Source organism: Mesorhizobium sp. M1004 (genome assembly GCF_040318795.1).
Taxonomy (GTDB): domain Bacteria; phylum Pseudomonadota; class Alphaproteobacteria; order Rhizobiales; family Rhizobiaceae; genus Mesorhizobium.
This window is the reverse complement of sequence record NZ_JAMYNB010000023.1, coordinates 41200-62191: the sequence shown is the minus strand read 5'-3', so window position 1 is coordinate 62191 and position 20992 is coordinate 41200. Positions and strand designations below refer to the sequence as shown.

Below are 20992 nucleotides of genomic sequence, written 5' to 3'. Positions count from 1 at the left end.
TCACCAAGAGACACGGACTTCCTTCGCGTTTGGATCCACAGCTTCGCCAAATCTTTTGATCGCGTAGCCGCCAGCGGCCACAGCCGAGGATTTCAGCACAGGCTCAATCACAAGGAAAAGCTTCTCGGCGTCTGGCCCGTACAGATAGAGGGTGCATTTGCCCCCACCAAACTCGTCACCATCAAATTCGCCGACATGCGCATTTGAAACAGCTTTTTCCAACCGATCCTCCAGAACTTGGACCGATTGCCGCTCTTCCGGCGCCCCGACCTGACCGCCGCTCAGAAGAAGGTAGACAATCACGGCTTGTTCCAACGGTGATCTCCCGAAGTTAGACCTTCAAAACTCAATCCCCTGCTGTGCCTTCACGCCGGCCGAAAAATGATGCTTGGTCACGCCCATCTCCGTCACCAGATCCGCCGCCTCGACCAGCGCCGGCTTGGCGTTGCGGCCGGTGATGACGACATGCAGACCTTCGCGCCGCGCTTTCAGCGCCGCCACCACTCGGTCGAGATCGAGATAGTCGTAGCGTAGCGCGATGTTCAGTTCGTCCAGCACGACGAGGCTGATCGAGGGATCGGCGATCAGTTCCAGCGCCTTGGCCCAGGCGGCTTCGGCCGCCTTAATGTCGCGCTTCAGATCCTGCGTCTCCCAGGTGAAACCCTCGCCCATCGTGTGCCAGACGACGCGGTCGCCAAACGCCGCGAAGGCATCCTTCTCGCCGGTGTGCCATTTGCCCTTGATGAACTGGACGATTCCGACGCGCTTGCCATAGCCGAGCATGCGCAGCGCCAGCCCGAAGGCAGCCGTGGTCTTGCCCTTGCCGGGTCCGGTGTTGACGATCAGCAGCCCCTTCTCGACCGTCTTTTCCGCGACCTCGGCGTCCTGCACCGCCTTGCGCTTGGCCATCTTGGCGCGATGGCGCTCTTCGTCTTTTGCGTCGATGTCAGTCATTATTTCACCTTGAGCGGCAGCCCCGCCACCATCAGAAGCACCATATCAGCTACCACCGCGATCTGCTGGTTGAGCCGGCCGGCGGCATCGCGGAACCGGCGTGCCAGCGCATTGTCGGGCACAATGCCTTGTCCGACTTCGTTGGAGACCACGAACCACGGTCCGCGCGGCCGCGAAAGCACATCGGCCAGCCGCCGGCACTCCCCCTCCAGATCATGATCGGCCAGCATATGATTGGTCAGCCACAGCGTCAGGCAGTCGACAAGCACCGGCTGGTTGTCCGGCAAAGCTTCGAGCGCGCCTGCAAGATCAAGCGGGGCATCGATGGTCGCCCATCCCTCGCCGCGGCGCGAGCGGTGCTGCGCGATGCGCTCGCGCATTTCGCCGTCATAGGCTTGCGCGGTGGCGATATAGGCCCATGGCGGCGGCAACGCCGTCGCCAAAGTTTCGGCATGCGCGCTCTTGCCGGAGCGCGCACCGCCGATGATGAAGGTCAAACTGCGATCAGGCAAAGCTGTCGCGCAGGCTGGTCGCGGTGCCGGTGAAGCGCGAGTGCACTATGCCGACAACTGCGCCGAGCACCAGCCAGAACACCAGATTGGTCAGCGTCACCGCCACCACGAACTGATGATGCAGGCCCTCCGGGATCGGCGTTACGAAACTGTCAGGCTGCGGCGCGCCGACAATATGCGGGGCGACGATCAGGAGGACGGCGAGCACGGTCAGGGGCGCCGACGTGCGGAAGGTAATAAGGGCAAGGCCGATCGCGGTTGCCATCACCGTTGCCCACCACCAGATCTGGCGCTGTATGAGATCGGCCGCCGGCATTGCCGGCAGTTCCGGCGGCAGGCCGAGTCCCGGCGCCAGCGTGAACACGGCAAAGCCCGCCAGACCCCAGAACACGCCCTGGCGCCAGCTGCCGATGCCGCCGGCGAACTCGGAAACCGCCACCAGGACCAGCGCGAAGCCGATGCCGGTGACGATATTGGCGACGACACTGAAGGCGAAACGCTCGAAGCCGTCGGCCGGCGCCCAGCCTTCGTCCTCCGCCGGCGCGGCTGCTTCAGCCGGTGCTGCGCTGCTCACCGCATTTTCCGCCGGCGCGGCGGTGCTCATGGCATCGGTGTCCGCAGCGTTGGCGGCGGGCGCCGCGGCATGCTGATGCTCATGGCCGCCACCAGCCTTTTCGTAGACCTCCGCCTTGAGGATCAGCGGCACGGTGGCGTAGGCCTGCATGCAGGCGAGAGCGACACCGGCCACGAGCCCTGCGATCGCCGCGATGAACACGACGTTGCGAAACAGGTTCATGATGTCAGATCCTCGTCAGTGGCAGGGAAACGCCATCGAATGGCGATAGTCGTGCGCCGCATTGTGGACCGCATCGATGTGCGAGAAACCGACAACGCCGACGACGAAAATGCCCAGAAACGCGCTAAGCACGAGCTGCATGAAGCGCGACTGCGAGGAGACGGAAGCGCCGAGGGAGACGGAAGCGGTATTCATATCTTGTCCTTTCGCCCTCCACCCGAGGGCATCGAAGTCAGTTCCCTGTCGCCGGCAGGTCTCCTGGCTCGCGGATCAGCGCCCTTCCCCACCTTCCCGAAGAAAAAATCCCCAGTGGCTTGGAGAGGACTACCGCACACAGTTGCGGGGGCAGCCACGGCATTGGGCAACAAGTCAGCCCTCACCGCATTCCCTCTTGGTCCCTAACGGAACCGACGACATGCATGACTATAGGCTGAAACGGTCGCATCCGGCAAACCAAATTCCGCCGGCCAACAGCGCGAATGCGCCATGCGGCGTTACGGCTTCAACGCGGTGATCCGCTCGGCAACCAGCCGCTGCAGCCGCCACAGATGGCGATCGTGAATGCCGCGCTCTTCAAGGTTTTTCACCGTGTTGTAGAGATAGTCGGCGCCCGACCCCCAGTGCCCGCAGGACGTTGCCAGCCTTTCGACGACCTTGCCCTCGTCGAGCGGTCCTGAATAGGTCAGGCCGTTGCGGTTGATGACGAAGGCCAATGCCCTGAGCGGTCCGGCCTCGCTTGCAAGCTTGAGCATGCGCGGCCGGTAGCTTGTCGGCTTCAGCGTGACTTCGCGCCGGAAAAGCCGGCCCAACTGCTCGCGCCGGTTATTGTCGGTCAGCCGAAAGGCGACGCCCTTGCATTGTCCGCCACGGTCCAGCGCCATCATCAGGCCGGGGCTGTCCTTGGTGCCGCGCCAGCGCGTCATGTTCATGCAAAAGGACCGATGCCAGCCGCGCGCCAGCGCAACGCGGTCCTCGACATAATCTATTTCCGGTTTCCAGATCAGCGATCCATAGCCGAACAGCCATAGCGGTTCGCTGTCCGGGAGTTCGACCTGCAATTCATCCAGCAGCGCGTCATAGTCGGCTTCATCGAGATGCATCGCGTCCGGATCCGGCCCGGGGTCCCTGATCTCGCGCCAGCAGCGCGCGACCAGCTCCGGCGTAAGCGACATCTGTCGTGCGGCCACGTCCGAATCCCCCCAATTTCCGAATGTCCCATGTCCACGACATGATTATGCGCCGCGCCTGCAACCGGCAATGCGGCACTCTGATTGACAAACGATTTGCCGGGGTGTCGGCTGACGCTTCATAGGAAGCCAGCCATGCATCCCAACCCGAGCGAGCGCGACCCCTATAACGGCCTGAGCCGGGCCGAACCGACGCTACCGTCATCGGCCTATTGGGATAGCGAGGCTTACCAGCGCGATCTCGAGGCCATCTGGTACAAAAGCTGGCTGCTCGTCTGCCGCGAGGCCGATCTTGCCCAGCCTTTGGCATTCAGGACATTCCGCGTCGGCACGCAGGAAATCGTCGTGCTGCGCGACACCGGCGAGTTGCGCGCCTTCCACAACACCTGCCGGCATCGCGGCTCGCAGCTTTGCCAGGAAAGCGAGGGCCGGCTGAAAGCGCGGCTCATCACTTGCCCCTACCACGCCTGGTCCTACTCGCTGCGCGGCGATCTCGTGCGCGTTCCCTCGAAATCGCTGCCAGATGGTTTCGACAAGGCCGATCATCCGCTCTACCGGGTGGCGCTGTCGGTGTGGCGCGGTTTTGTCTTTGTGAACCTTCAGCAGGCTGCGGCCGGCGCCGCCGGGACCTCCTTCGATCCCGCATCCGGCGACCTCGCCAACTGGCCGCTGGAAACGCTGGTATCAGGCCATGTCCTGCGCAAGGTGATGAACTGCAACTGGAAGATCTTCTGGGAGAACTTCAACGAGTGCCTGCATTGCCCAGGCGTCCACAAGGACCTGTCTCGGCTGGTGCCGATATACGGCCGCGGCCTGATGAGCCGGCACGACGACCCCGACTGGGTCCGCCATGCCGACAATGACGCACCGGAGTTTTCGGGTGGCCTGCGCGCCGGCGCCGAGACCTGGTCGCGCGACGGACATGCCCATGGCCCGGTCTTCCCGGGCCTGACGCCGGCCGAGCGTGCGGCCGGACAGACCTATGCCACCAGCCTGCCCTCGATGTTCATCGTCGGCCATGTCGATTATGTCAGGACGGTGCGACTGATGCCGCTCGGTCCCGAACAGACCGAACTCACCGCCGAGTGGCTGTTCGCGCCCGAGGCGCTGGCTGAGACGGACATCGACAATGTCGTCGCCTTCGGCACCCAGGTGCTGGAGGAGGATGCCGCGATCTGCGAGATCAATCAGAAAGGCCTGCGCTCGATGCGCCACCAGGCCGGCGTGCTAATGCCGGAGGAGTACGATCTGCACCGCTTCCACAACTGGGTGCGCGAGCGGCATGCAGCGCTTGAGGCAACCGCCTGATCGGCGACTAAAGCGACTTCGGCAGATAGCGCCAGGAGATAAAGCCGCAAACCGCGGCCAGAATGCCCAGCGTCACGAACACCGAGCCGAGGCCGAAAAACGCCAGCACCACCGAATAGACCAGCGGCGGCGTCAGCTCGGAAAAGTCGAGATAGGTGCGGTAGACCGCGGCCATCTGCGCCCGCTCATAGGACCGCACCGAGCGCATGAAGGCGGTCGAGCCCAGTGCATCGAGCGCGATGGTGAAGAAGGCGCCGCAGAGCAGGAAAAAGCCCGTAAGCAGCGGCGCGGTAGTGCCGACCGCGCCCGCCGCAAGCAGCGTCGCCGACATCGCGAAATAGGCGAAGGTCATGGTGCGCCGGCCGCCGAAGCGTTTTCCCGCTTTGCCCCAGAAGATCGCCATGAACAACAGCGCATTGCCGGCCGAAACCAGCAGGCCGCCGGCAAGCTTGCCCTCGCCGGTAATCACCATGAACAGCGGCCCGTAGACGAAGAACGTCGTCCAGAAGCAGGAGCGGCCGAAGGCGATCAGCCAGGCCAGCCTGAGCCTGGGTTGTGCTACGAAGCGGCCGATATTGGCCAGCGGATTGGCCGGCCGTGTCTTGCCCGGCCGGATCGACCGGTTGTCGCCCAGCCTGTAGGTCCAGAACAGCGCCAGCAAGGCCAACGCAAACACCGCGACCGCGCCATGCGCGGCATAGATGCCGTACCGTGTGTAGAGGAAGATGCCGAGTGTCGGCCCGCCGGTCCAGGCCAGCATCGACCACGCCATGCGCAGCGATTCGGCCTGCATGAAATCGGTCTTGCGGATGTGGTCCATGATGTAGAGGTTGAGCGTGATCGACAGGGCGCTCGCCCCCATCACGCGGCACAGCATGCCTGCCAGTTGCCCGGCAAGCGTGTGGGTGACGAAGAACAGCGAGCCCATCGCCAGCAGGCAGGCGCCGGCGGTATAGACCCAGCGCCGGTCAAACCTGCGGATCAGCATCGGCATGAACAAGGTCACCGACAGGCCGAGCAGCGCCACGATGGTGTAGAGGATCGAGACGATCTGCTCGTTGTGCAGAATCTCATAAGCCTGGATCGGGATGACGCTCGACACCGTGGCACGGGCGAAGGATTCGACCGCATAGAGCGAGGCAAAGGTGCGCGCATCCGCCGGACGCAGGGCTGGCAGCCAGATCGGATGGCGCACATGGGTGGACATTTGATCCCCAAATCAGACTCGCAGCCCAAATCTGCGCTGGCGCTTCCTCCGCCGGTAACAGGAAACCGACCCCTTCCCGGCAAAAAGCGAATTCGGCCAAAGGCTTTCCGGCTCTGGCCTAAAGCGCCGCGCGATGCAGCCGCACGGCGCGACCCGGAGCGTAGAGGGCGGCCTTCTTTTGTCCGGTGCAACCGTGATAGTCGTCTTTGGGGCTGAATCAGATCGCGAGACCATGAGCATCCATACCGCACCCCCTGGAGATCAACTGAAGCGAGATCAACCGAAGCGCATCGTCGCCATCGATGTCGTACGCGGCATCGCGCTGATCGCCATGGCGAGCTACCACTTCACCTGGGATCTCGAAAATTTCCACTACACCGATCCCGGCCTCACCGCCGTCGGCTGGTGGAAGATCTATGCGCGCTGCATCGCCTCGACCTTCCTGTTCCTGGTCGGCGTCAGCCTGTTTCTCGCGCATGGCAGGCAGATCCGCTGGACCGGCTTCTGGAAACGTTTTGCCATGGTCGCCGTCGCGGCCGCCGCCATATCGGCGGTCACGTACTTCATCACGCCGGACAGCTTCATCTTCTTCGGCATCCTGCATCAGATCGCGCTGGCCAGCCTGCTCGGCCTTTTGTTCTTGCGGCTGCCGTCCTTGCTGGCGCTTGTCGTGGCGGCGGTGGTGATCGCCGGGCCGATCTATTTCCGATCCGAAGCCTTCGATCATCCGGCGCTGTGGTGGGTCGGCCTGTCGGCGATCAACCCGCGCTCCAACGATTACGTGCCGCTGTTTCCCTGGTTCGGCGCCGTGCTTCTCGGCATCGCCGCGGCAAAGTTTGCGTCCACCACCGGCCTGCTGGCGCGGCTGGCCACGCTGGGATCAGGAAGCTGGACCAGGCCGCTCACCTTCATCGGCCGCCACAGCCTGGCTTTCTATCTGATCCACCAGCCGCTGCTGTTCGGCTGCGTCTGGCTGTTCTCGCAGATCGCGCCGGCGCCGGTCGAGACACGGGAAGTAGTCTTCCTCAAGGAATGCCAGGTATCCTGCGAACAGCAGCGCGACACGGAGTTCTGCACCAGCTATTGTGTGTGCATGCTGGACACGCTGCAAAGCGAAGCGGCATTCGACCGGCTCTACAATGGTGACCAGACCCCGGAGTTCAAAGCGCATCTCGGTGAACTCGCCGGCATCTGCACCGCAAGGACGGAGGAGAGTCCGATGACGCAGGGAGGGCAACAATGACCGACAAGCTCACAAAACCCGGGCTGGCAAAACCCGATCTACCGAGACCACGGCTGATCCCATGGCCGCCGCTGATCTACATCGCCGCCATCGCCATCAGCATCGTGCTCGGCCTGTTCTATCCCCTGCCCTGGATCGGCGACCTCTTGGGCGACCTTTTGTTTGCCGCCGGCTTTGTGGTGCTGTTTGCCGTCGCAGCCCTCTGGTTCACCGCTATCCGCGCCATGATCCGGGCCAAAACGACGATGAACCCCAATGGCGTGCCGGAGCATCTGGTGACGTCTGGCCCGTTCGGCGTCACGCGCAACCCGATGTATCTGGCCAACACGCTGCTTTTGATCGGCGTCGCCTTCGTCTCGGGGATCGTATGGTTCCTGCCGCTGGCCCTGATCGCGGCTTTTGCAACGCAGAAGGTCGCCATCGAGAGCGAGGAGAAGGTGCTGTTCGCCAAATTCGGCAAGAAGTACCGCGACTATGCGAAGCGGGTCGGGCGCTGGATCTGAGGCGACGTGGCAGGGGTGTATACCTTGGCGATTAGCTGGCGCATCCGTCTCTTCGTCATCCACGGGCGGAGCAAGGAGCGTAGCGACGCAGCACAGACCCGAGGATCCATGCCGCGACTCCAGAGCGTTGCTATGGTCCAGAATTCGCTACCGCTGCACTCCACGACCGATGTCACGGAATGGATTCTAGGGTCTCCGCGACGGAGCTTCGCTCCTGCTTCGCCCTAGAATGCCGAAGTGGGAAGGGCTCCGGCTAATCGCGAACGTTTGCGACGGGCGCGCAAACGCTCGGGGGTCCGCTCAGGTATTAACCCCCAGCTCCACCAGCCGCTCGACGCATGACTCCTCAGCCTGGTCGAGCTCCGCCAGCGTCTCCTCGAGATCGCGGCGCTTCTGGCGCAAATCCTCGCGCTTCTCCTCGATGCGCTTGATCATCAGCTTGAGTTGACCGACCTCGCCGGGCGGTTCCTTGTACATCTGGATGATTTCGCGGATCTCGTTGATCGAGAAGCCGAGCCGTTTCCCGCGCATGATCTGACGGATCAGATGCCGGTCCGACGGACGAAACAGCCTTGTGCGGCCCCGCCGCACGGGTTGCACCAGCCCCTCATCCTCGTAGAAGCGCAGCGTCCGCGTCGACACGTCGAATTCGCGGGTCAGTTCGGTGATCGAATAATATTCCCGCATCTTTGCTCCAAATGTCGGAACATCGGAAAACGCCCGGTCGCCCGGGATTTCCAACGCATTCCGATCAACCCCGTTCCAAGCCGGACTCGGCATGAAACCCCGCGCAAGCCTCGCACCACATTTACGTAAAAGTCAATTGAGCCCGCAACGCCTCTTTCTCAAGGGATAGCGAACCACCAGGTGGCCAGCCCCAGGAAGGCAAAGAAGCCAACGACGTCGGTGACGGTGGTGACGAAAACCGCCGACGCCACCGCCGGATCGATCTTGAACCGGTCGAGCAATAGCGGGATCAGGATACCGGCAAGGGCTGCCACGAACATGTTGATGATCATCGCCGCCGCTATGATGCCGCCCAGATTGGCATCGCGGAACCAGACGGCCGCGACGATGCCGATCAGCACGGCGAAGATGATGCCGTTGATGGAACCCACGCCCATTTCGCGGCGGATGATGCGGCCGGCATTGTAGATGTCGAGATCCCTGGTCGCCAGCGCGCGTACCGTGACGGTCATGGTCTGCGAACCGGCATTGCCGCCCATGCCGGCCACGATCGGCATCAGCACGGCCAGTGCCACGATGTGCTCGATGGTGCGGTCGAACAGGCCGATCACCGACGCCGCCAGGAACGCCGTCAACAGGTTGACCAGCAGCCAGGGAACTCGCGAGCGCGAGGTCGAAAGAATGCTGTCGGACAACTCTTCGTCGCCGACGCCGCCCATGCGCAGCAGATCTTCCTCGGCCTCCTGCTGGATGACGTCGACGACGTCGTCGATGGTCAGCACGCCGACCAGCCGCTCGTTCTCGTCGACGACGGCGGCGGACAGAAGATCGTATTGCTCGAAGTCCCGCGCCGCCTCTTCCTGGTCCATGGTGGCCGGAATGGCGTGCCTCGTCTCGTGCATCACGTCTCCGACCTTGGTCGTGCGCTTGGTGCGCAGGATCTGGTCGAGGTCGATGGCGCCGAGCAACTTGAAGCTTGGATCGATGACGAAGATCTGGCTGAACCGCTCGGGCAGGTTCTTGTCTTCGCGCATGTAGTCGATGGTCTGGCCTATGGTCCAGAACGGCGGCACGGCGACGAACTCGGTCTGCATGCGGCGGCCGGCGGTCTCTTCCGGGTAGTCGAGCGAGCGGCGCAGCCTGATCCGCTCGGTGAACGGCAGCTGCGACAGGATCTCGTCCTGGTCTTCCTTTTCAAGATCTTCGAGAATGTAGACCGCGTCGTCGGAATCGAGGTCCTGCATGCCCTGGGCAATTTGCTCATTGGGCATATTGTCGACGATATCGCGGCGGATCGCCTCGTCGACCTCGGTCAGCGACGAGAAGTCGAAGTCGGCGCCGAGCAGTTCGACAAGGGCGCGACGCTGTTCGGGGTGCAGGGCCTCGAGCAGATCGCCAAGTTCCGACTGGTGCAGGTCGTCGACTTCGCGCTTCAGCGTCAGCGTATCGCGATCGGCGATCGCCGCCCCGATCTGGGCGAGGAATGATGACAGAACGGCGCCGTCCTCGCCATAGATGTCGGCGTGGGCATCGTCAGCGGCTTTGGCGCCGGTCGTGTGGTCGTCCTGGCGTTCCACCAGCGGCTCCCGCCATGGGAATTTCGGAAAAGGTGCCTGTCAGGTCTAGCGCGCAACGCACGGTAATATCAAACGAAATGCGCCCCGCCCTGCATATGGGCGAGAGCGATTTCATCAGGATATGACGCCGCCCAGGATTCAGGCGGCGCGACAGCGCATGTCGCTGGGGAAAGAGCACCCCAGCACGGTTGGGGCAGAATTGTCATGATGCAGGTTCAGGCAAAGGCCGGACCCGCCCAGGCGACAACCAGAACAGCCGGAAGCCCTTGAAGATCAGGTCGCAGACGCAGAAAGCAATCGAGGAACGGCGCGTGCGCGTGGTCGTGGCCGAACGCAATCCGCTCGTGATATCGGCGCTGCGCGACATGCTGGACTGCGACGGGCGCTTCGAGCTCCTGGCCTGCGTGCAAAGCGGCAGGCATTTTCTTGAGTTGGCAGCGGAAGGCGAATTCGACGTCGCAATCATCGGGTGGAAGCTTGCCGACATGGACGGCGCCGATGTGCTGGCCGAGGTTCACAGCCGCAAGCTCGGCGTGCGCATCGCGGTGTTTTCCAACGACCACGACATCGGCATCCTGAAGCAGTGCGTGCGCCTCGGCGCCCAGGGCTACTGCTTCCAGTTCGACGATCCAGCGATCATCTTCGAGACCATCCTGGCCGTCGCGCATGGACGCATCTGCATCCCCTACATCGACATCAATAAGGTCAACGACACGCCCTTGTCGCTGCTCACCGTGCGCGAGCGCGAACTGCTGGCCGTGCTGTCCGACGGCTGGACCAATTTGCAGATCGCGACGCGTACGGGGATTTCCGAGAACACGGTGAAGTATCACCTCAAGAATCTCTACGACAAGCTCGACGTCCGCAACCGGGCGATGGCCGTCGCGCTCTATGCGCGCGAGCGGCGTACCCAGAAGCAGCCGTTCGGGTAGGAAAGCGATGAGCCGCGGGTAGGTCACCCGGGTAGGCAACCCCCACCCGCGCGCGGCAAGATGTTACCTCTTGAGGTGTTGTTGCCATTAGCCGTCGAAACGAAACTCCCCATCACCGCTTTGCTGGATCAGGAGGAGTTCGCGACATGGCCGGTTTCACCCATCTTTTCATTCCCGGACCGACCAACATTCCCGAACAGGTCCGCCAGGCGATGAACCTGCCGATGGAGGACATGCGTGCAGCATCCTTCCCCGATCTCACGCTACCGCTGTTCGAAGACATCAAGACGGTGTTCAAGAACGAGACCGGCCGCGTCTTCATCTATCCCTCCTCCGGCACCGGCGCCTGGGAAGCGGCGATGACCAATGTGCTCAGCCCCGGTGACCGCGTGCTGATGTCGCGCTTCGGCCAGTTCTCGCATCTGTGGGTCGACATGGCCGAACGGCTCGGCTTCGAGGTCGATGTCATCGACTGCGAATGGGGAACCGGCGTGCCGCTCGAGCTCTATGCCGAGCGGCTCAGGGCCGACAAGGCGCACCGCATCAAGGCAGTCTTCTGCACCCAAAACGAGACCGCGACCGGCGTGACCAGCGACGTCGCCGGCTGCCGCGCCGCGCTCGATGACGCCAACCACCCTGCTTTGCTCTTCGTCGACGGCGTCTCGTCGATCGGCTCGATCGACTTTCGCCAGGAGGAATGGGGCGTCGATTGCGCGGTCAGCGGCTCGCAGAAGGGTTTCATGCTGCCCGCCGGCCTCGGTTTCCTCTCCGTCAGCAAGAAGGCGCTGGTGGCCTCGCGGAGCGCCACCCACCGCCGCTGTTTCTTCTCCTTCGAAGATATGATCCGCGCCAACGACGCCGGCTATTTCCCTTATACGCCGGCTACTCAGCTGCTGCGCGGCCTGCGCGCCTCGCTCGACCTGATCGCCGAGGAAGGGCTGGAAAACATCTTCGCCCGTCACCATCGCCTCGCCGAAGGCGTGCGCAAGGCGGTCGACGCCTGGGGCCTGAAGCTCTGCGCCAAGACGCCTAAATGGCACTCCGACACCGTCAGCGCCATCCTGGTGCCGGACGGCGTCGACAGCGGCGATGTGGTCAAGCGCGCCTACCAGAAATACCAGACCGCGCTCGGCGGCGGCCTCAACAAGGTGATCGGCAAGGTCTTCCGCATCGGCCATCTCGGCTGGCTGAACGAGGTGATGGTGCTGGCCTCGCTCTCGGCCGCCGAAATGGCGCTGCTCGACTGCGGCGTACGGCTGGCGCCCGGCTCCGGCGTCGGCGCCGCCATCCAGCACTTCCGCGCCTCGGCCGCCGTGCCGGTCGCCGAAGCCGCCTGAGGAGCCGACAATGAGCCACACCATCAACCACCTCAAGAAATTACGGCTGCAGCGCAGCGAGCTGGCGGTTCCAGGCTCCAGCCCGGAAATGATCGACAAGGCGGCCAACAGCGCCGCCGACTTCATCTTCCTCGACATCGAGGATGCGGTCGCCCCGCCCGACAAGGAACGCGCCCGCAAGAACATCATCCAGGCGCTCAACGACATCGACTGGCGCGCCAAGGGCAAGACCGTCTCGGTGCGCATCAACGGCCTCGACACGCACTACATGTACCGCGACGTGGTTGACGTCATGGAGCAGGCCGGTGACCGGCTGGACACCATTTTGGTGCCGAAGGTCGGCGTGCCGGCCGACCTCTACATGGTCGAGGCCATGGTCAACCAGATCGAGATGGCAAAGGGTTTCAGGACCCGCGTCGGCCTCGAAGCGCTGATCGAGACCGCGCTCGGCATGGCCAATGTCGAGGCGATTGCCGCGACACCCGGCCGGCTGGAAGCCATGCATTTCGGCGTCGCCGACTATGCGGCAAGCTGCAAGGCGCGCACGGTCAACATTGGCGGCCTCAACCCCGACTATCCCGGCGATCAGTGGCATTTCGCTCTGTCGCGCATGACCGTCGCCTGCCGCGCCTATGGCTTGCGCGCCATTGACGGGCCGTTCGGCGACTTCTCCGATCCGGAGGGCTACATCGCTGGCGCCAGGCGCGCGGCGGCGCTGGGCATCGAAGGCAAGTGGGCGATCCACCCCTCGCAGATCGCGCTTGCCAACGACGTCTTCTCTCCACCGGAAAAAGAGGTCACCCGCGCCCGGCGCATCCTCGAAGTGCTGAAGGAGGCGGAGGCGCAGGGCAAGGGAGCGGCCGCACTCGACGGCAAGATGATCGACGCAGCGTCGGAACGCATGGCGCGCAATGTTCTGGTGGTCAACGAGGCAATCGAACGGGCCAGCCAATTCTCTAGCGAGCCGCGCGTCGCCACGCATTGACTGTTCAGGGAGGACAAAATGGACATCCACGAATATCAGGCCAAGGAACTGCTGGCACGCCACGGCGTGCATGTGCCGCGCGGCGGGCTGGCCTACAGCCCCGAGCAGGCGACCTACAGGGCCCGCGAGATCGGCGGCGCCAAATGGGTGCTGAAGGCGCAGGTGCATTCCGGCGCCCGCGGCAAGGCCGGCGGCATCAAACTGTGCGCCAATGACGAGGAGATTTCCAGCGCGGCCGAGGGCATGCTCGGCCGCAAGCTGGTGACACAGCAGACCGACCCGCGCGGCAAGCTGATTTCGCGCCTGTATCTCGAGGAAGCCGTCGATATCGCGCAGGAGCTCTATGTCGGCTTCGTGCTCGACCGCAAGGAAGAGCGCGTCATGATCGTGGCGTCCGCTGCCGGCGGCATGGAGATCGAGGACATCGTCGAGAAGGCACCGAACTCCATCCTGCGCACATCGGTCGATCCCGGCGTCGGCATGCAGCGTTTCCAGGCGCGCGAGATCGCCTTCGGGCTCGGCCTCGACCACAATCTGATCGGCAAGGCGACCGAAACCATCTTCGCCTGCTATCAGGTGTTCCGCGACTACGACGCCTCGATGCTGGAGATCAATCCGCTGGTGGTGACCCGCGACGGCAATCTGATCGCGCTCGACGCCAAAATGTCGTTCGACGAGAACGCGTTGTTCCGCCGGCCGGAAATCTCCGAGCTGCGCGACAAAAGCCAGGAAGATCCGCGCGAAACTTTTGCCAGCGACCGTGGCCTCTCCTATGTCGGCCTCGACGGCAACATCGGCTGCATCATCAATGGCGCAGGGCTCGCCATGGCGACCATGGACATGATCAAGATCGCCGGCGGCGAACCGGCCAACTTCCTCGACATCGGTGGCGGCGCCTCGCCGGAGCGGGTGGCGAAATCCTTCCGCGCCGTGCTCGGCGACAAGAATGTCGAGACCATCCTGGTCAACATCTTCGCCGGCATCAACCGCTGCGACTGGGTCGCCGAAGGCATCATCAAGGCGATACGCGAGGTCGGCGTCAACGTGCCGCTGGTGGTCCGTCTCTCCGGCACCAAGGCCGAGGAAGGCCGCCGCATCCTGGCCGATTCCGGCGAGGCGGTAATCGTTGCCGACACGCTGGCCGAAGCCGCCGAAAAAGCCGTCGCTGCCTGGCGCGCGGCCACCAAGAAAAAAGCAGCCTGAGGGAGGTCGAGAAAATGGCAATCCTGCTCAACCGCAGCACCCGCGTCATCGTCCAGGGGTTCACCGGCAAGATCGGCAGCTTCCATGCCGACGACATGAAACGCTATGGCACCAAGCTGGTCGGCGGCGTCACCCCCGGCAAAGGCGGCCAGAAGCATCTCGGCCTGCCTGTCTTCAACACGGTCAAGGGCGCGGTGCGCGAGACCCGCGCCGAGGCCAGCATCGTCTTCGTGCCGCCGCCCTTTGCCGCCGATTCCATCATGGAAGCGGCCGACGCCGGCATAAAACTCTGCGTCTGCATCACCGACGGCATCCCGTCGCAGGACATGATGCAGGTCAAGCGCTACATGCTGCGCTACCGCTACGAGGACCGCATGCGGCTGATCGGCCCGAACTGCGCCGGCGTCATCACGCCCGGACAGGCGCTGATGGGCATCATGCGCGGCAGCATCTATCTGCCTGGCCGCGTCGGCATTGTCGGCCGCTCCGGAACCCTGGGCTACGAGGCGGCGTCGCAGATGAAGTCGCTCGGCATCGGCGTCTCGACCAGCGTCGGCATTGGCGGCGACCCGATCAACGGCTCGTCCTTCAAGGACATGCTGAAACTGTTCGAACAGGATGACGACACCGACGCGGTGGTGATGATCGGCGAGATCGGCGGACCGCAGGAAGCCGAAGCCGCGATCTGGGCGCGCGATAATATGCGCAAGCCCCTGATCGCCTACATCGCCGGCCTCTCCGCCCCCAAAGGCCGCCGCATGGGCCACGCCGGCGCCATCATCTCGGCCTTCGGCGAGTCGGCGCAGGAAAAGGTGGAGATCCTCAAGGACGCCGGGGTGATCATCGTGCCGACGCCGTCGTCGTTTGGTGAGGTGGTTGCAGAGACGCTGGCGGGGATGAAGAAGGCCGCCTGAACAGCGGCCTTCGCGTTCGACCGCGCCTCATGCCGCCTTGTCGGCTGCCGGCTTCGCGACCTTGGTGCGGGTGGCGCTGCGGCGGCCGTCGACGCTGACCGGAATGTCGCCGTCGACCGTGGCGCGACGCACCACCCGGTGCTGGTCGCCGTAATCGTTGACGGCGTAGTGCTGCGTCGCGCGGTTATCCCAGATCGCCACATCGCCGGCCTTCCAGCGCCAGCGCACGGTGTTCTCCGGCGCCGTGACATAGGACTGGAACACCTCGTAGAGCTTCGCCGAATCGCTTTTGGAAAGACCGATCAGCCGTTGCACGAAATTGCCGAGCAGCAGCGAGCGCTCGCCTGTTTCGGGATGGACGCGGACAACGGGATGCTCGGTCTCGTAGATCGTCGAGGTGAAGATTTCCTCGAAGTGCTTCTTTTCCGCGGCGCTCGCACGCGGCCGCACCGCGGCGTAATCGTAGGCGTTGCTGTGCACCGCCCAGAGATTGTCGGCCAGCAGCTTCAACGGCTCGGGCAGGTCCTGATAGGCGGCCGCGGTGTTCGACCAGATGGTGTCGCCGCCGGCCGGCGGTATGACGACGCCGCGAAGAACGGAGAATTTCGGATAGGCGTCGACGAAGGTGACATCGGTATGCCATTGGTCGGCGCGACCGCCGCCACGGCTGGAATCGAGTTCGAGAATGGACGCCGTTCCCTTGACGGGACCTTGGGTCGGATGCGGGACGAGGTCGCCGAGACGCTGGGCAAAGCGCTCCTGCTCGGCATCGTCGAGATGCGCCTGGTCGCGGAAGAACACCACCTTGTGCCGCAACAGGATCTGGTTGATCGCCGCGACCGTCTGCTGCGGCAGGTCGCCGGAGAGCCGAATGTTCCTGATCTCTGCGCCGACGCGTCCGGTAAGCGGGACAATATCGGCATCCGGGATGATCTGCTCTACGGGGGTAAGTCTGGTCATGGGAACCTCTTCCTCTAAAGCCGCGGGCTGGTGGCAATGCTCCGCCGTCTGCCGGCCGCATAGCGATCGGCGGAGCAACTCCCTCATCGGGAGCCGACTTGCTTGGCAACGAGAGCACTGATCTCAACTCAGGAGGCGAAGGCCGCCAAGGCTTGCGAGCAGTACCGAGATCCCATTCAAAGCGTAATTCTACAAATTCCATAGACATTTCTTTTCAAAGTTCGGCGGCCCTGAGAAAAATGCCTTCTGTCCAATTCGTTCGTGAGCGGCAGGCGGTGGAGCGCTGCGCGACGCGGCCCGCACCAGTAGTGACGCTGTCGTATCCCCTTCGATATTGGAGATGGCGGGTGAATTGCATGCCTGATATTGATGGCTTCCACGCATCACGCAGGCGCCGAGATGACAGACTCCGATAAGGCTGACGCTGTCGAGCAATTGCTCGATACGCCTGACCTCGCCACCGCGCTGGAAAGCGACCAGTTCAAGAAATTTCTCGACCAGATGCCGATCGCGATCGCCGTCTCGGAATTGATCGCGAAGGAACGTGTCGTCTACGCCAATCCCGAATTCGAGAAGCTCTCGGACCTCAAGGCGCCGAAGCTTGCGCGGGAAAACTGGGCGGCCCTTTCCGGCAGGGGGCTTCATCGGCAGAAGGACAGGCCGCTCGCCGAGGCTGTCGTTGAAGACACCGATTTCGTCGGCACGTTTCGCCTCGAGCGCGGCGAGGACAAGCCGGCAATCGTCGACGTTTATTCCAACGTTATCGAGGACGACAACGGCAAGCTCTGCTTCCGGCTGGTGGCGCTTGTCGACGTCACGGCACACGGTGAGACCGAGGACGCGCGACCCGCGGAGGAGCTCATCCGGGAGAAGGACACCCTGTTGCGCGAACTGCAGCATCGGGTGAAAAACAATCTGCAGATGATCACCGCTTTGATCCGGATGGAAACCCGCAACGCCACCGAACCGGACCAGAAGCGTTTCGAAAGGCTTGCCGGCCGGGTAGACGCATTGGCAATCCTCTACCAGACATTGTCGGCTGACCAGCAGAAGGATGAGGTGGATCTTGGCGTGTACCTTAGCCAGATCGCGTCCGCCGTCATGGCGTCGCACGGCGTCGAAGGTATCCGCCTCGACCTTAAGGTGGATACCTATCCGGTATCCATCAACGTTGCCATGCCGACAGGCCTGGTCGTCAATGAGTTGCTGACCAACGCTCTCAAACATGCATTCGTCGGGCGCGATGGCGGCACGATCACGCTGCACAGCGTCGTCAGCGGCGATGGTTGCCGGGTGACTGTCGCCGATGATGGGATCGGTCTGCCGACGGGTGAGACCTGGCCCAGGCCCGGCAAGCTCGGCTCCTTGATCGCGCGGTCGCTGACCGAAAATGCCAAGGCGCAATTCGACGTCAAGTCGAGTGCCGGCGAGGGAACCAGGGTCACCATCGTCTTCAAGCGATCGGCGGCGACGGACTGAGGCTATGCAACGGCGCGCCGGCAAATCCCGGCCGGACAGGTGCTTCGGGCGCTCGCGGGTGTGGCCTTAAGTCGCAAACGATTTGGCTGCAGAAGCGGGGCGCCGGGCTTCTTTGACGGTGCTATCAGCACCATATGTGGTCCACAGCCCTCCAAAACGAGAGAAGCTCGCTCCGACCGGTCGCATCGCGGCCGTCAGCCGGCAATGGCTATGAACCAGGAAACTGAAAACCATCATGCGTGAAAATATCAGACCAGCGTCGAGAGACGTCCCCCTCATTCAGCTAGGCCTGCACCAGTGCCGCTTCCCGGTGAGCGAAGACCGGTCGGTACCCGGTGGTTACCGGTTTTGTGCCGGGCCGACGTCGCCGGATCGCGTCTACTGCGATCACCACCACACCGTCGTGACGGCCGTTGACCCTCGTCGAGCCCGTCCGGGTCTCCATTTCCCGCAACGACGCGCCGCTTAGGTCAACCACATCCCCTGCCCCGCCACCGGCAAAGCCGGGGACTCAGGTGCAGGAGGCTGGCCGGTGCGAGCCAAGCGGCGTTCGCGTGCGGCTCTGCGACCTCTTGTTGCAACTCTGCTGCGGCCGGTTCAAGCGCCAAAGGCGATGATTTGGCGTCGACGGCCTGAGAAGCCGCAATGATTTCAATGGCCGAAAAATTATGGTGCGGTCGAGAAGACTCGAACTTCCACGGGTTGCCCCACAGCGACCTCAACGCTGCGCGTCTACCAATTCCGCCACGACCGCCCGTGGTAGGAGCCGGAACGAACCGGCTCGCGGCGTGTAGCAAATCGTTTCCTGCGAAACAAGGGCGCGGCGCGCAATAATCGCCGCGAATTGGCATATCGGCCTCTACAGCGCCGCGCGTCCTGTGGGACGCGCAAAGGACGCTGCAGCACTTTGATTTGGCGCATGATCCTTTCCGAAGATCGTTCCTATCTTCGGGGTCGTGCGCGAAGGCCGAAATGCGTGGCGAACTGGACGTTTCAGCCGGATACCGCCATATGAAGGGCAAATGCATTTGGCCCCAGAGCGCAAGGCGGTTTCGCCAAGCCGGCGTGCATCACGCGAAAAACGAAAAAGCCATGACCGAACGCAGCCAGATCGCCACGTCGTTCCTGCCCTTGCCGGGTTCGGCGCCGGTCGAATGGCGCATCGAGCCCGGCCTGACCGGCTACACCGATGCGCTGGCCCTGATGGAAGCGCGCGCCGAGGCGATCCGCGCGGGTGCAGCCGCCGAGATGGTCTGGCTGGTCGAGCATCCGCCGCTTTACACCGCCGGGACCAGCGCCCGCATCGAGGACCTGATCGACCCCGACCGTTTCCCGGTCTTTGCCGCCGGGCGCGGCGGCGAATACACCTATCACGGGCCGGGGCAGCGGGTTGCCTATGTCATGCTTGACCTGAAGCGCCGGCGTGAGGATGTGCGCGCCTTCGTCGCCGCGCTCGAGCAGTGGATCATCGGCACGCTTGCCGCCTTCAATGTACGCGGCGAACGCCGCGAGGACCGCGTCGGCGTCTGGGTGGTGCGGCCCGAGCGCCCGTCCCTGCCCGACGGCTCGCCGGCTGAAGACAAGATCGCGGCCATCGGCATCCGGCTGCGGCGCTGGGTGAGCTTTCATGGCATTGCCGTCAATGTCGAGCCGGATCTCAGCCATTTCAGCGGCATCGTGCCATGCGGCGTGCCGGATCACGGCGTCACCAGCCTCGTCGACCTCGGCCTGCCCGTAACCATGGCCGATTTCGACCTGGCGCTGAAATCCGCCTTCGAGGATGTTTTCGGGGCAGCGAAGTCAACTTCTACAGAACCGGCTCGCAAGGCCGGCTGAGTCTCGCCTCGACCAACGCTCAAAGCAACCGCGCCGAGGCCCACAACAGCCCGAAACCGTGAATGGCGAAGACGGCCAGCAGCGCGCCGGCCATGGCGAAACGATCGAAGATGCGGATCGGCTTCAATTCGTGGCGCGGTTTTACCCCGCTACCCACTGTCATCAGGCTGAGGATGGCAAAGACGGCGCCCGCCACCAGCAGAAAGCTTTGGGAAAAGCCGGCCAGCCAGCCAAGCCACAGCAAGGCCGAGAGCAGGGAAAACGAGGCGAGCGCCAGGGCGGCCGGCCCCGGGCAGATCTGGCGCAGCACCTGACCGCCGTCGAATTTCCAAACCGGCACCAGATTGGCGATGTTGAACAATGCGGCAAAGCCGGCAAGCGTCGCCAGAAGGGCCGCGGCAAGCCGATGTCCCTCGCCGGATGCGAGCCCGCTGGCGACGATCAGCAGCGGAACCAGGAACGCGGAAAAGCCGGCGCCCATCAGCGCCACGAAGGCGACCTCGAAGCGGCTGTCATAAGGCCGGCCACCAATGGCGAGGCCGCCGAGCAGCGGGATAAAGATCATCCGCGCCTTGCGATGACCGGTCAGCCGAAAGGCCGCCATGTGGCCGAGCTCATGCAGGGCGACCACCGAGGTCAGGATCGCGGCCAGCGCCAGGCCGCCGAGATTGAGCCCGAAGAACGGCCACAGGATGAAAGCCGAAAGAACGGCGAAACCGACCTGGCTCAGCGGATGCTCGAACCAACCGCCCTTGCGATATTGTCCGGTCCTCGCCCAGACCTCCAGCTTGCCGAGCTCGCGGCGCATGGCGAAGTAGCGGAACACCAAGAAGGCGACGCCGCGATAGCGATCGGTCTGGCTGAGCGTCACCCGCGTGCCGGCACCTTCCGAGGTGAGTTCAGTGGTCTCATAAAAATCCTTCCAGAACGACGCGTCGAGCGCGGTATCCTCGATGACCCGCATCGAAAAACGACTGCCTTCGACGACGTCCTCGAAGCGCGACCTTCGCTCGATCGGCTGGCCGTCCCGGCCCTCCCAGGACAGCAGGATGCGGGCCGTGCCCTGCCCGTCCAGCGGCTGGGCCGAGAGTATCTCGCCGGACCAGCCGGCATCGCTGCCGAGCGGCCACAGCGCCTGCCAGAGGCGCTGCCGGTCCATTGCGACCACGCGGCTGAGCCTCACCGTGCGCAAACCGAGCGGCGCAGTCATCAGAAGGAAAATCAGTCCGAGATTACCGGCCACCAGAAGGGCCGTCACGATCGGCGACACCTGAGGTTTTTGCTCCCTGTCTTGGCGGGGCAGCCTAGCGTCATGGCGGCAAGAAAGGCTTAACGGCACAGCGCCTTCCTGCCCGCCTAAAACAGTGCGGCG

Annotated in this window: 22 protein-coding genes, 1 tRNA gene and 1 riboswitch; of the genes, 11 read left to right on the top strand and 12 right to left on the bottom strand. The window is 63.6% G+C overall.

The window, feature by feature from the left end:
* The 6 genes from NKH54_RS30285 to NKH54_RS30260 form a co-directional block, all read right to left on the bottom strand.
* Positions 1-315: a hypothetical protein gene (locus NKH54_RS30285; RefSeq protein ID WP_353029557.1), complete on the bottom strand. Its 315-nt coding sequence runs from the start codon at positions 313-315 to the stop codon at positions 1-3.
* Between the two features lie 24 nt (positions 316-339).
* Positions 340-954, bottom strand: coding sequence for a cob(I)yrinic acid a,c-diamide adenosyltransferase (gene cobO / locus NKH54_RS30280; RefSeq protein ID WP_353029556.1), 615 nt, complete (start codon positions 952-954; stop codon positions 340-342).
* Positions 954-1466: a bifunctional adenosylcobinamide kinase/adenosylcobinamide-phosphate guanylyltransferase gene (cobU, locus tag NKH54_RS30275; protein WP_023731213.1), complete on the bottom strand. Its 513-nt coding sequence runs from the start codon at positions 1464-1466 to the stop codon at positions 954-956. Before cobU ends, cobO begins: the two co-directional genes overlap by 1 nt.
* On the bottom strand, positions 1459-2262 hold the full coding sequence (locus tag NKH54_RS30270; RefSeq protein ID WP_353029555.1) for a CbtA family protein: 804 nt from the start codon (positions 2260-2262) through the stop codon (positions 1459-1461). The genes cobU and NKH54_RS30270 overlap by 8 nt, the downstream gene beginning before the upstream one ends.
* A 15-nt stretch (positions 2263-2277) precedes the next feature.
* Positions 2278-2457: a CbtB domain-containing protein gene (locus NKH54_RS30265; protein WP_023670784.1), complete on the bottom strand. Its 180-nt coding sequence runs from the start codon at positions 2455-2457 to the stop codon at positions 2278-2280.
* Positions 2458-2493: 36 nt separating this feature from the next.
* A riboswitch (cobalamin riboswitch) is annotated at positions 2494-2689 on the bottom strand.
* Between the two features lie 67 nt (positions 2690-2756).
* Positions 2757-3449, bottom strand: a complete 693-nt coding sequence (locus tag NKH54_RS30260) for a gamma-glutamylcyclotransferase (protein ID WP_353029554.1) — start codon at positions 3447-3449, stop codon at positions 2757-2759.
* A gap of 135 nt (positions 3450-3584) precedes the next feature.
* Here NKH54_RS30260 and NKH54_RS30255 point away from each other — a divergent pair, with 135 nt between their 5' ends.
* A complete protein-coding gene (locus NKH54_RS30255) occupies positions 3585-4757 on the top strand; it encodes an aromatic ring-hydroxylating oxygenase subunit alpha (RefSeq protein WP_353029553.1) in 1173 nt (390 codons plus the stop codon).
* 7 nt (positions 4758-4764) lie between these two features.
* Here the strand turns inward: NKH54_RS30255 and NKH54_RS30250 are convergent, their stop codons facing one another.
* On the bottom strand, positions 4765-5964 hold the full coding sequence (locus tag NKH54_RS30250) for an MFS transporter (protein ID WP_023733795.1): 1200 nt from the start codon (positions 5962-5964) through the stop codon (positions 4765-4767).
* Between the two features lie 232 nt (positions 5965-6196).
* Here NKH54_RS30250 and NKH54_RS30245 point away from each other — a divergent pair, with 232 nt between their 5' ends.
* Complete coding sequence (locus NKH54_RS30245) at positions 6197-7207, top strand: heparan-alpha-glucosaminide N-acetyltransferase (protein ID WP_023733796.1); 1011 nt, start codon at positions 6197-6199, stop codon at positions 7205-7207.
* Positions 7204-7710, top strand: a complete 507-nt coding sequence (locus tag NKH54_RS30240) for a methyltransferase family protein (RefSeq protein WP_353029552.1) — start codon at positions 7204-7206, stop codon at positions 7708-7710. The genes NKH54_RS30245 and NKH54_RS30240 overlap by 4 nt, the downstream gene beginning before the upstream one ends.
* Positions 7711-8010: 300 nt before the next feature.
* Here the strand turns inward: NKH54_RS30240 and NKH54_RS30235 are convergent, their stop codons facing one another.
* On the bottom strand, positions 8011-8397 hold the full coding sequence (locus tag NKH54_RS30235) for a MerR family transcriptional regulator (protein ID WP_006203215.1): 387 nt from the start codon (positions 8395-8397) through the stop codon (positions 8011-8013).
* A gap of 158 nt (positions 8398-8555) precedes the next feature.
* Positions 8556-9974, bottom strand: a complete 1419-nt coding sequence (mgtE, locus tag NKH54_RS30230; protein ID WP_023670790.1) for a magnesium transporter — start codon at positions 9972-9974, stop codon at positions 8556-8558.
* A 266-nt stretch (positions 9975-10240) separates the two neighbouring features.
* Between mgtE and NKH54_RS30225 the strand changes: the two genes are divergently transcribed.
* The 5 genes from NKH54_RS30225 to sucD all read left to right on the top strand — a co-directional run bounded on the left by NKH54_RS30225 (position 10241) and on the right by sucD (position 15345).
* A complete protein-coding gene (locus NKH54_RS30225; RefSeq protein ID WP_023670791.1) occupies positions 10241-10906 on the top strand; it encodes a response regulator transcription factor in 666 nt (221 codons plus the stop codon).
* Between the two features lie 146 nt (positions 10907-11052).
* Positions 11053-12243: an aminotransferase class V-fold PLP-dependent enzyme gene (locus NKH54_RS30220; RefSeq protein ID WP_023731220.1), complete on the top strand. Its 1191-nt coding sequence runs from the start codon at positions 11053-11055 to the stop codon at positions 12241-12243.
* Between the two features lie 10 nt (positions 12244-12253).
* Positions 12254-13228 (top strand): HpcH/HpaI aldolase/citrate lyase family protein, encoded by a 975-nt coding sequence (locus NKH54_RS30215; protein ID WP_023670793.1) that lies wholly within the window; start codon positions 12254-12256, stop codon positions 13226-13228.
* A gap of 18 nt (positions 13229-13246) precedes the next feature.
* Positions 13247-14431 carry a malate--CoA ligase subunit beta gene (locus tag NKH54_RS30210; protein WP_023712720.1) on the top strand — a complete coding sequence of 395 codons (1185 nt, stop codon included), beginning with the start codon at positions 13247-13249 and terminating at the stop codon, positions 14429-14431.
* Positions 14432-14445: 14 nt separating this feature from the next.
* Positions 14446-15345 (top strand): succinate--CoA ligase subunit alpha, encoded by a 900-nt coding sequence (gene sucD / locus NKH54_RS30205; protein WP_023690296.1) that lies wholly within the window; start codon positions 14446-14448, stop codon positions 15343-15345.
* Between the two features lie 27 nt (positions 15346-15372).
* On the opposite strand, the gene NKH54_RS30200 is transcribed toward sucD, so the two are convergent.
* Entirely contained in the window at positions 15373-16305 is a 933-nt protein-coding gene (locus tag NKH54_RS30200) for a TauD/TfdA dioxygenase family protein (RefSeq protein ID WP_023685215.1), read from the bottom strand.
* Between the two features lie 399 nt (positions 16306-16704).
* On the opposite strand from NKH54_RS30200, the gene NKH54_RS30195 reads away from it, so the two are divergent.
* Both NKH54_RS30195 and NKH54_RS30190 read left to right on the top strand, forming a co-directional pair.
* Positions 16705-17784, top strand: a complete 1080-nt coding sequence (locus NKH54_RS30195) for a sensor histidine kinase (protein WP_353029551.1) — start codon at positions 16705-16707, stop codon at positions 17782-17784.
* Positions 17785-18019: 235 nt separating this feature from the next.
* A complete protein-coding gene (locus NKH54_RS30190; RefSeq protein WP_081726058.1) occupies positions 18020-18253 on the top strand; it encodes a GcrA family cell cycle regulator in 234 nt (77 codons plus the stop codon).
* A 200-nt stretch (positions 18254-18453) separates the two neighbouring features.
* Here NKH54_RS30190 and NKH54_RS30185 read toward each other — a convergent pair.
* Positions 18454-18538 (bottom strand) — tRNA-Leu (locus NKH54_RS30185).
* 338 nt (positions 18539-18876) lie between these two features.
* Between NKH54_RS30185 and lipB the strand changes: the two genes are divergently transcribed.
* Positions 18877-19620, top strand: a complete 744-nt coding sequence (lipB, locus tag NKH54_RS30180; RefSeq protein WP_023735909.1) for a lipoyl(octanoyl) transferase LipB — start codon at positions 18877-18879, stop codon at positions 19618-19620.
* A gap of 19 nt (positions 19621-19639) precedes the next feature.
* Here the strand turns inward: lipB and NKH54_RS30175 are convergent, their stop codons facing one another.
* Positions 19640-20890 carry a peptidase M50 gene (locus NKH54_RS30175; protein ID WP_023735910.1) on the bottom strand — a complete coding sequence of 417 codons (1251 nt, stop codon included), beginning with the start codon at positions 20888-20890 and terminating at the stop codon, positions 19640-19642.
* Positions 20891-20992: the final 102 nt, after the last annotated feature.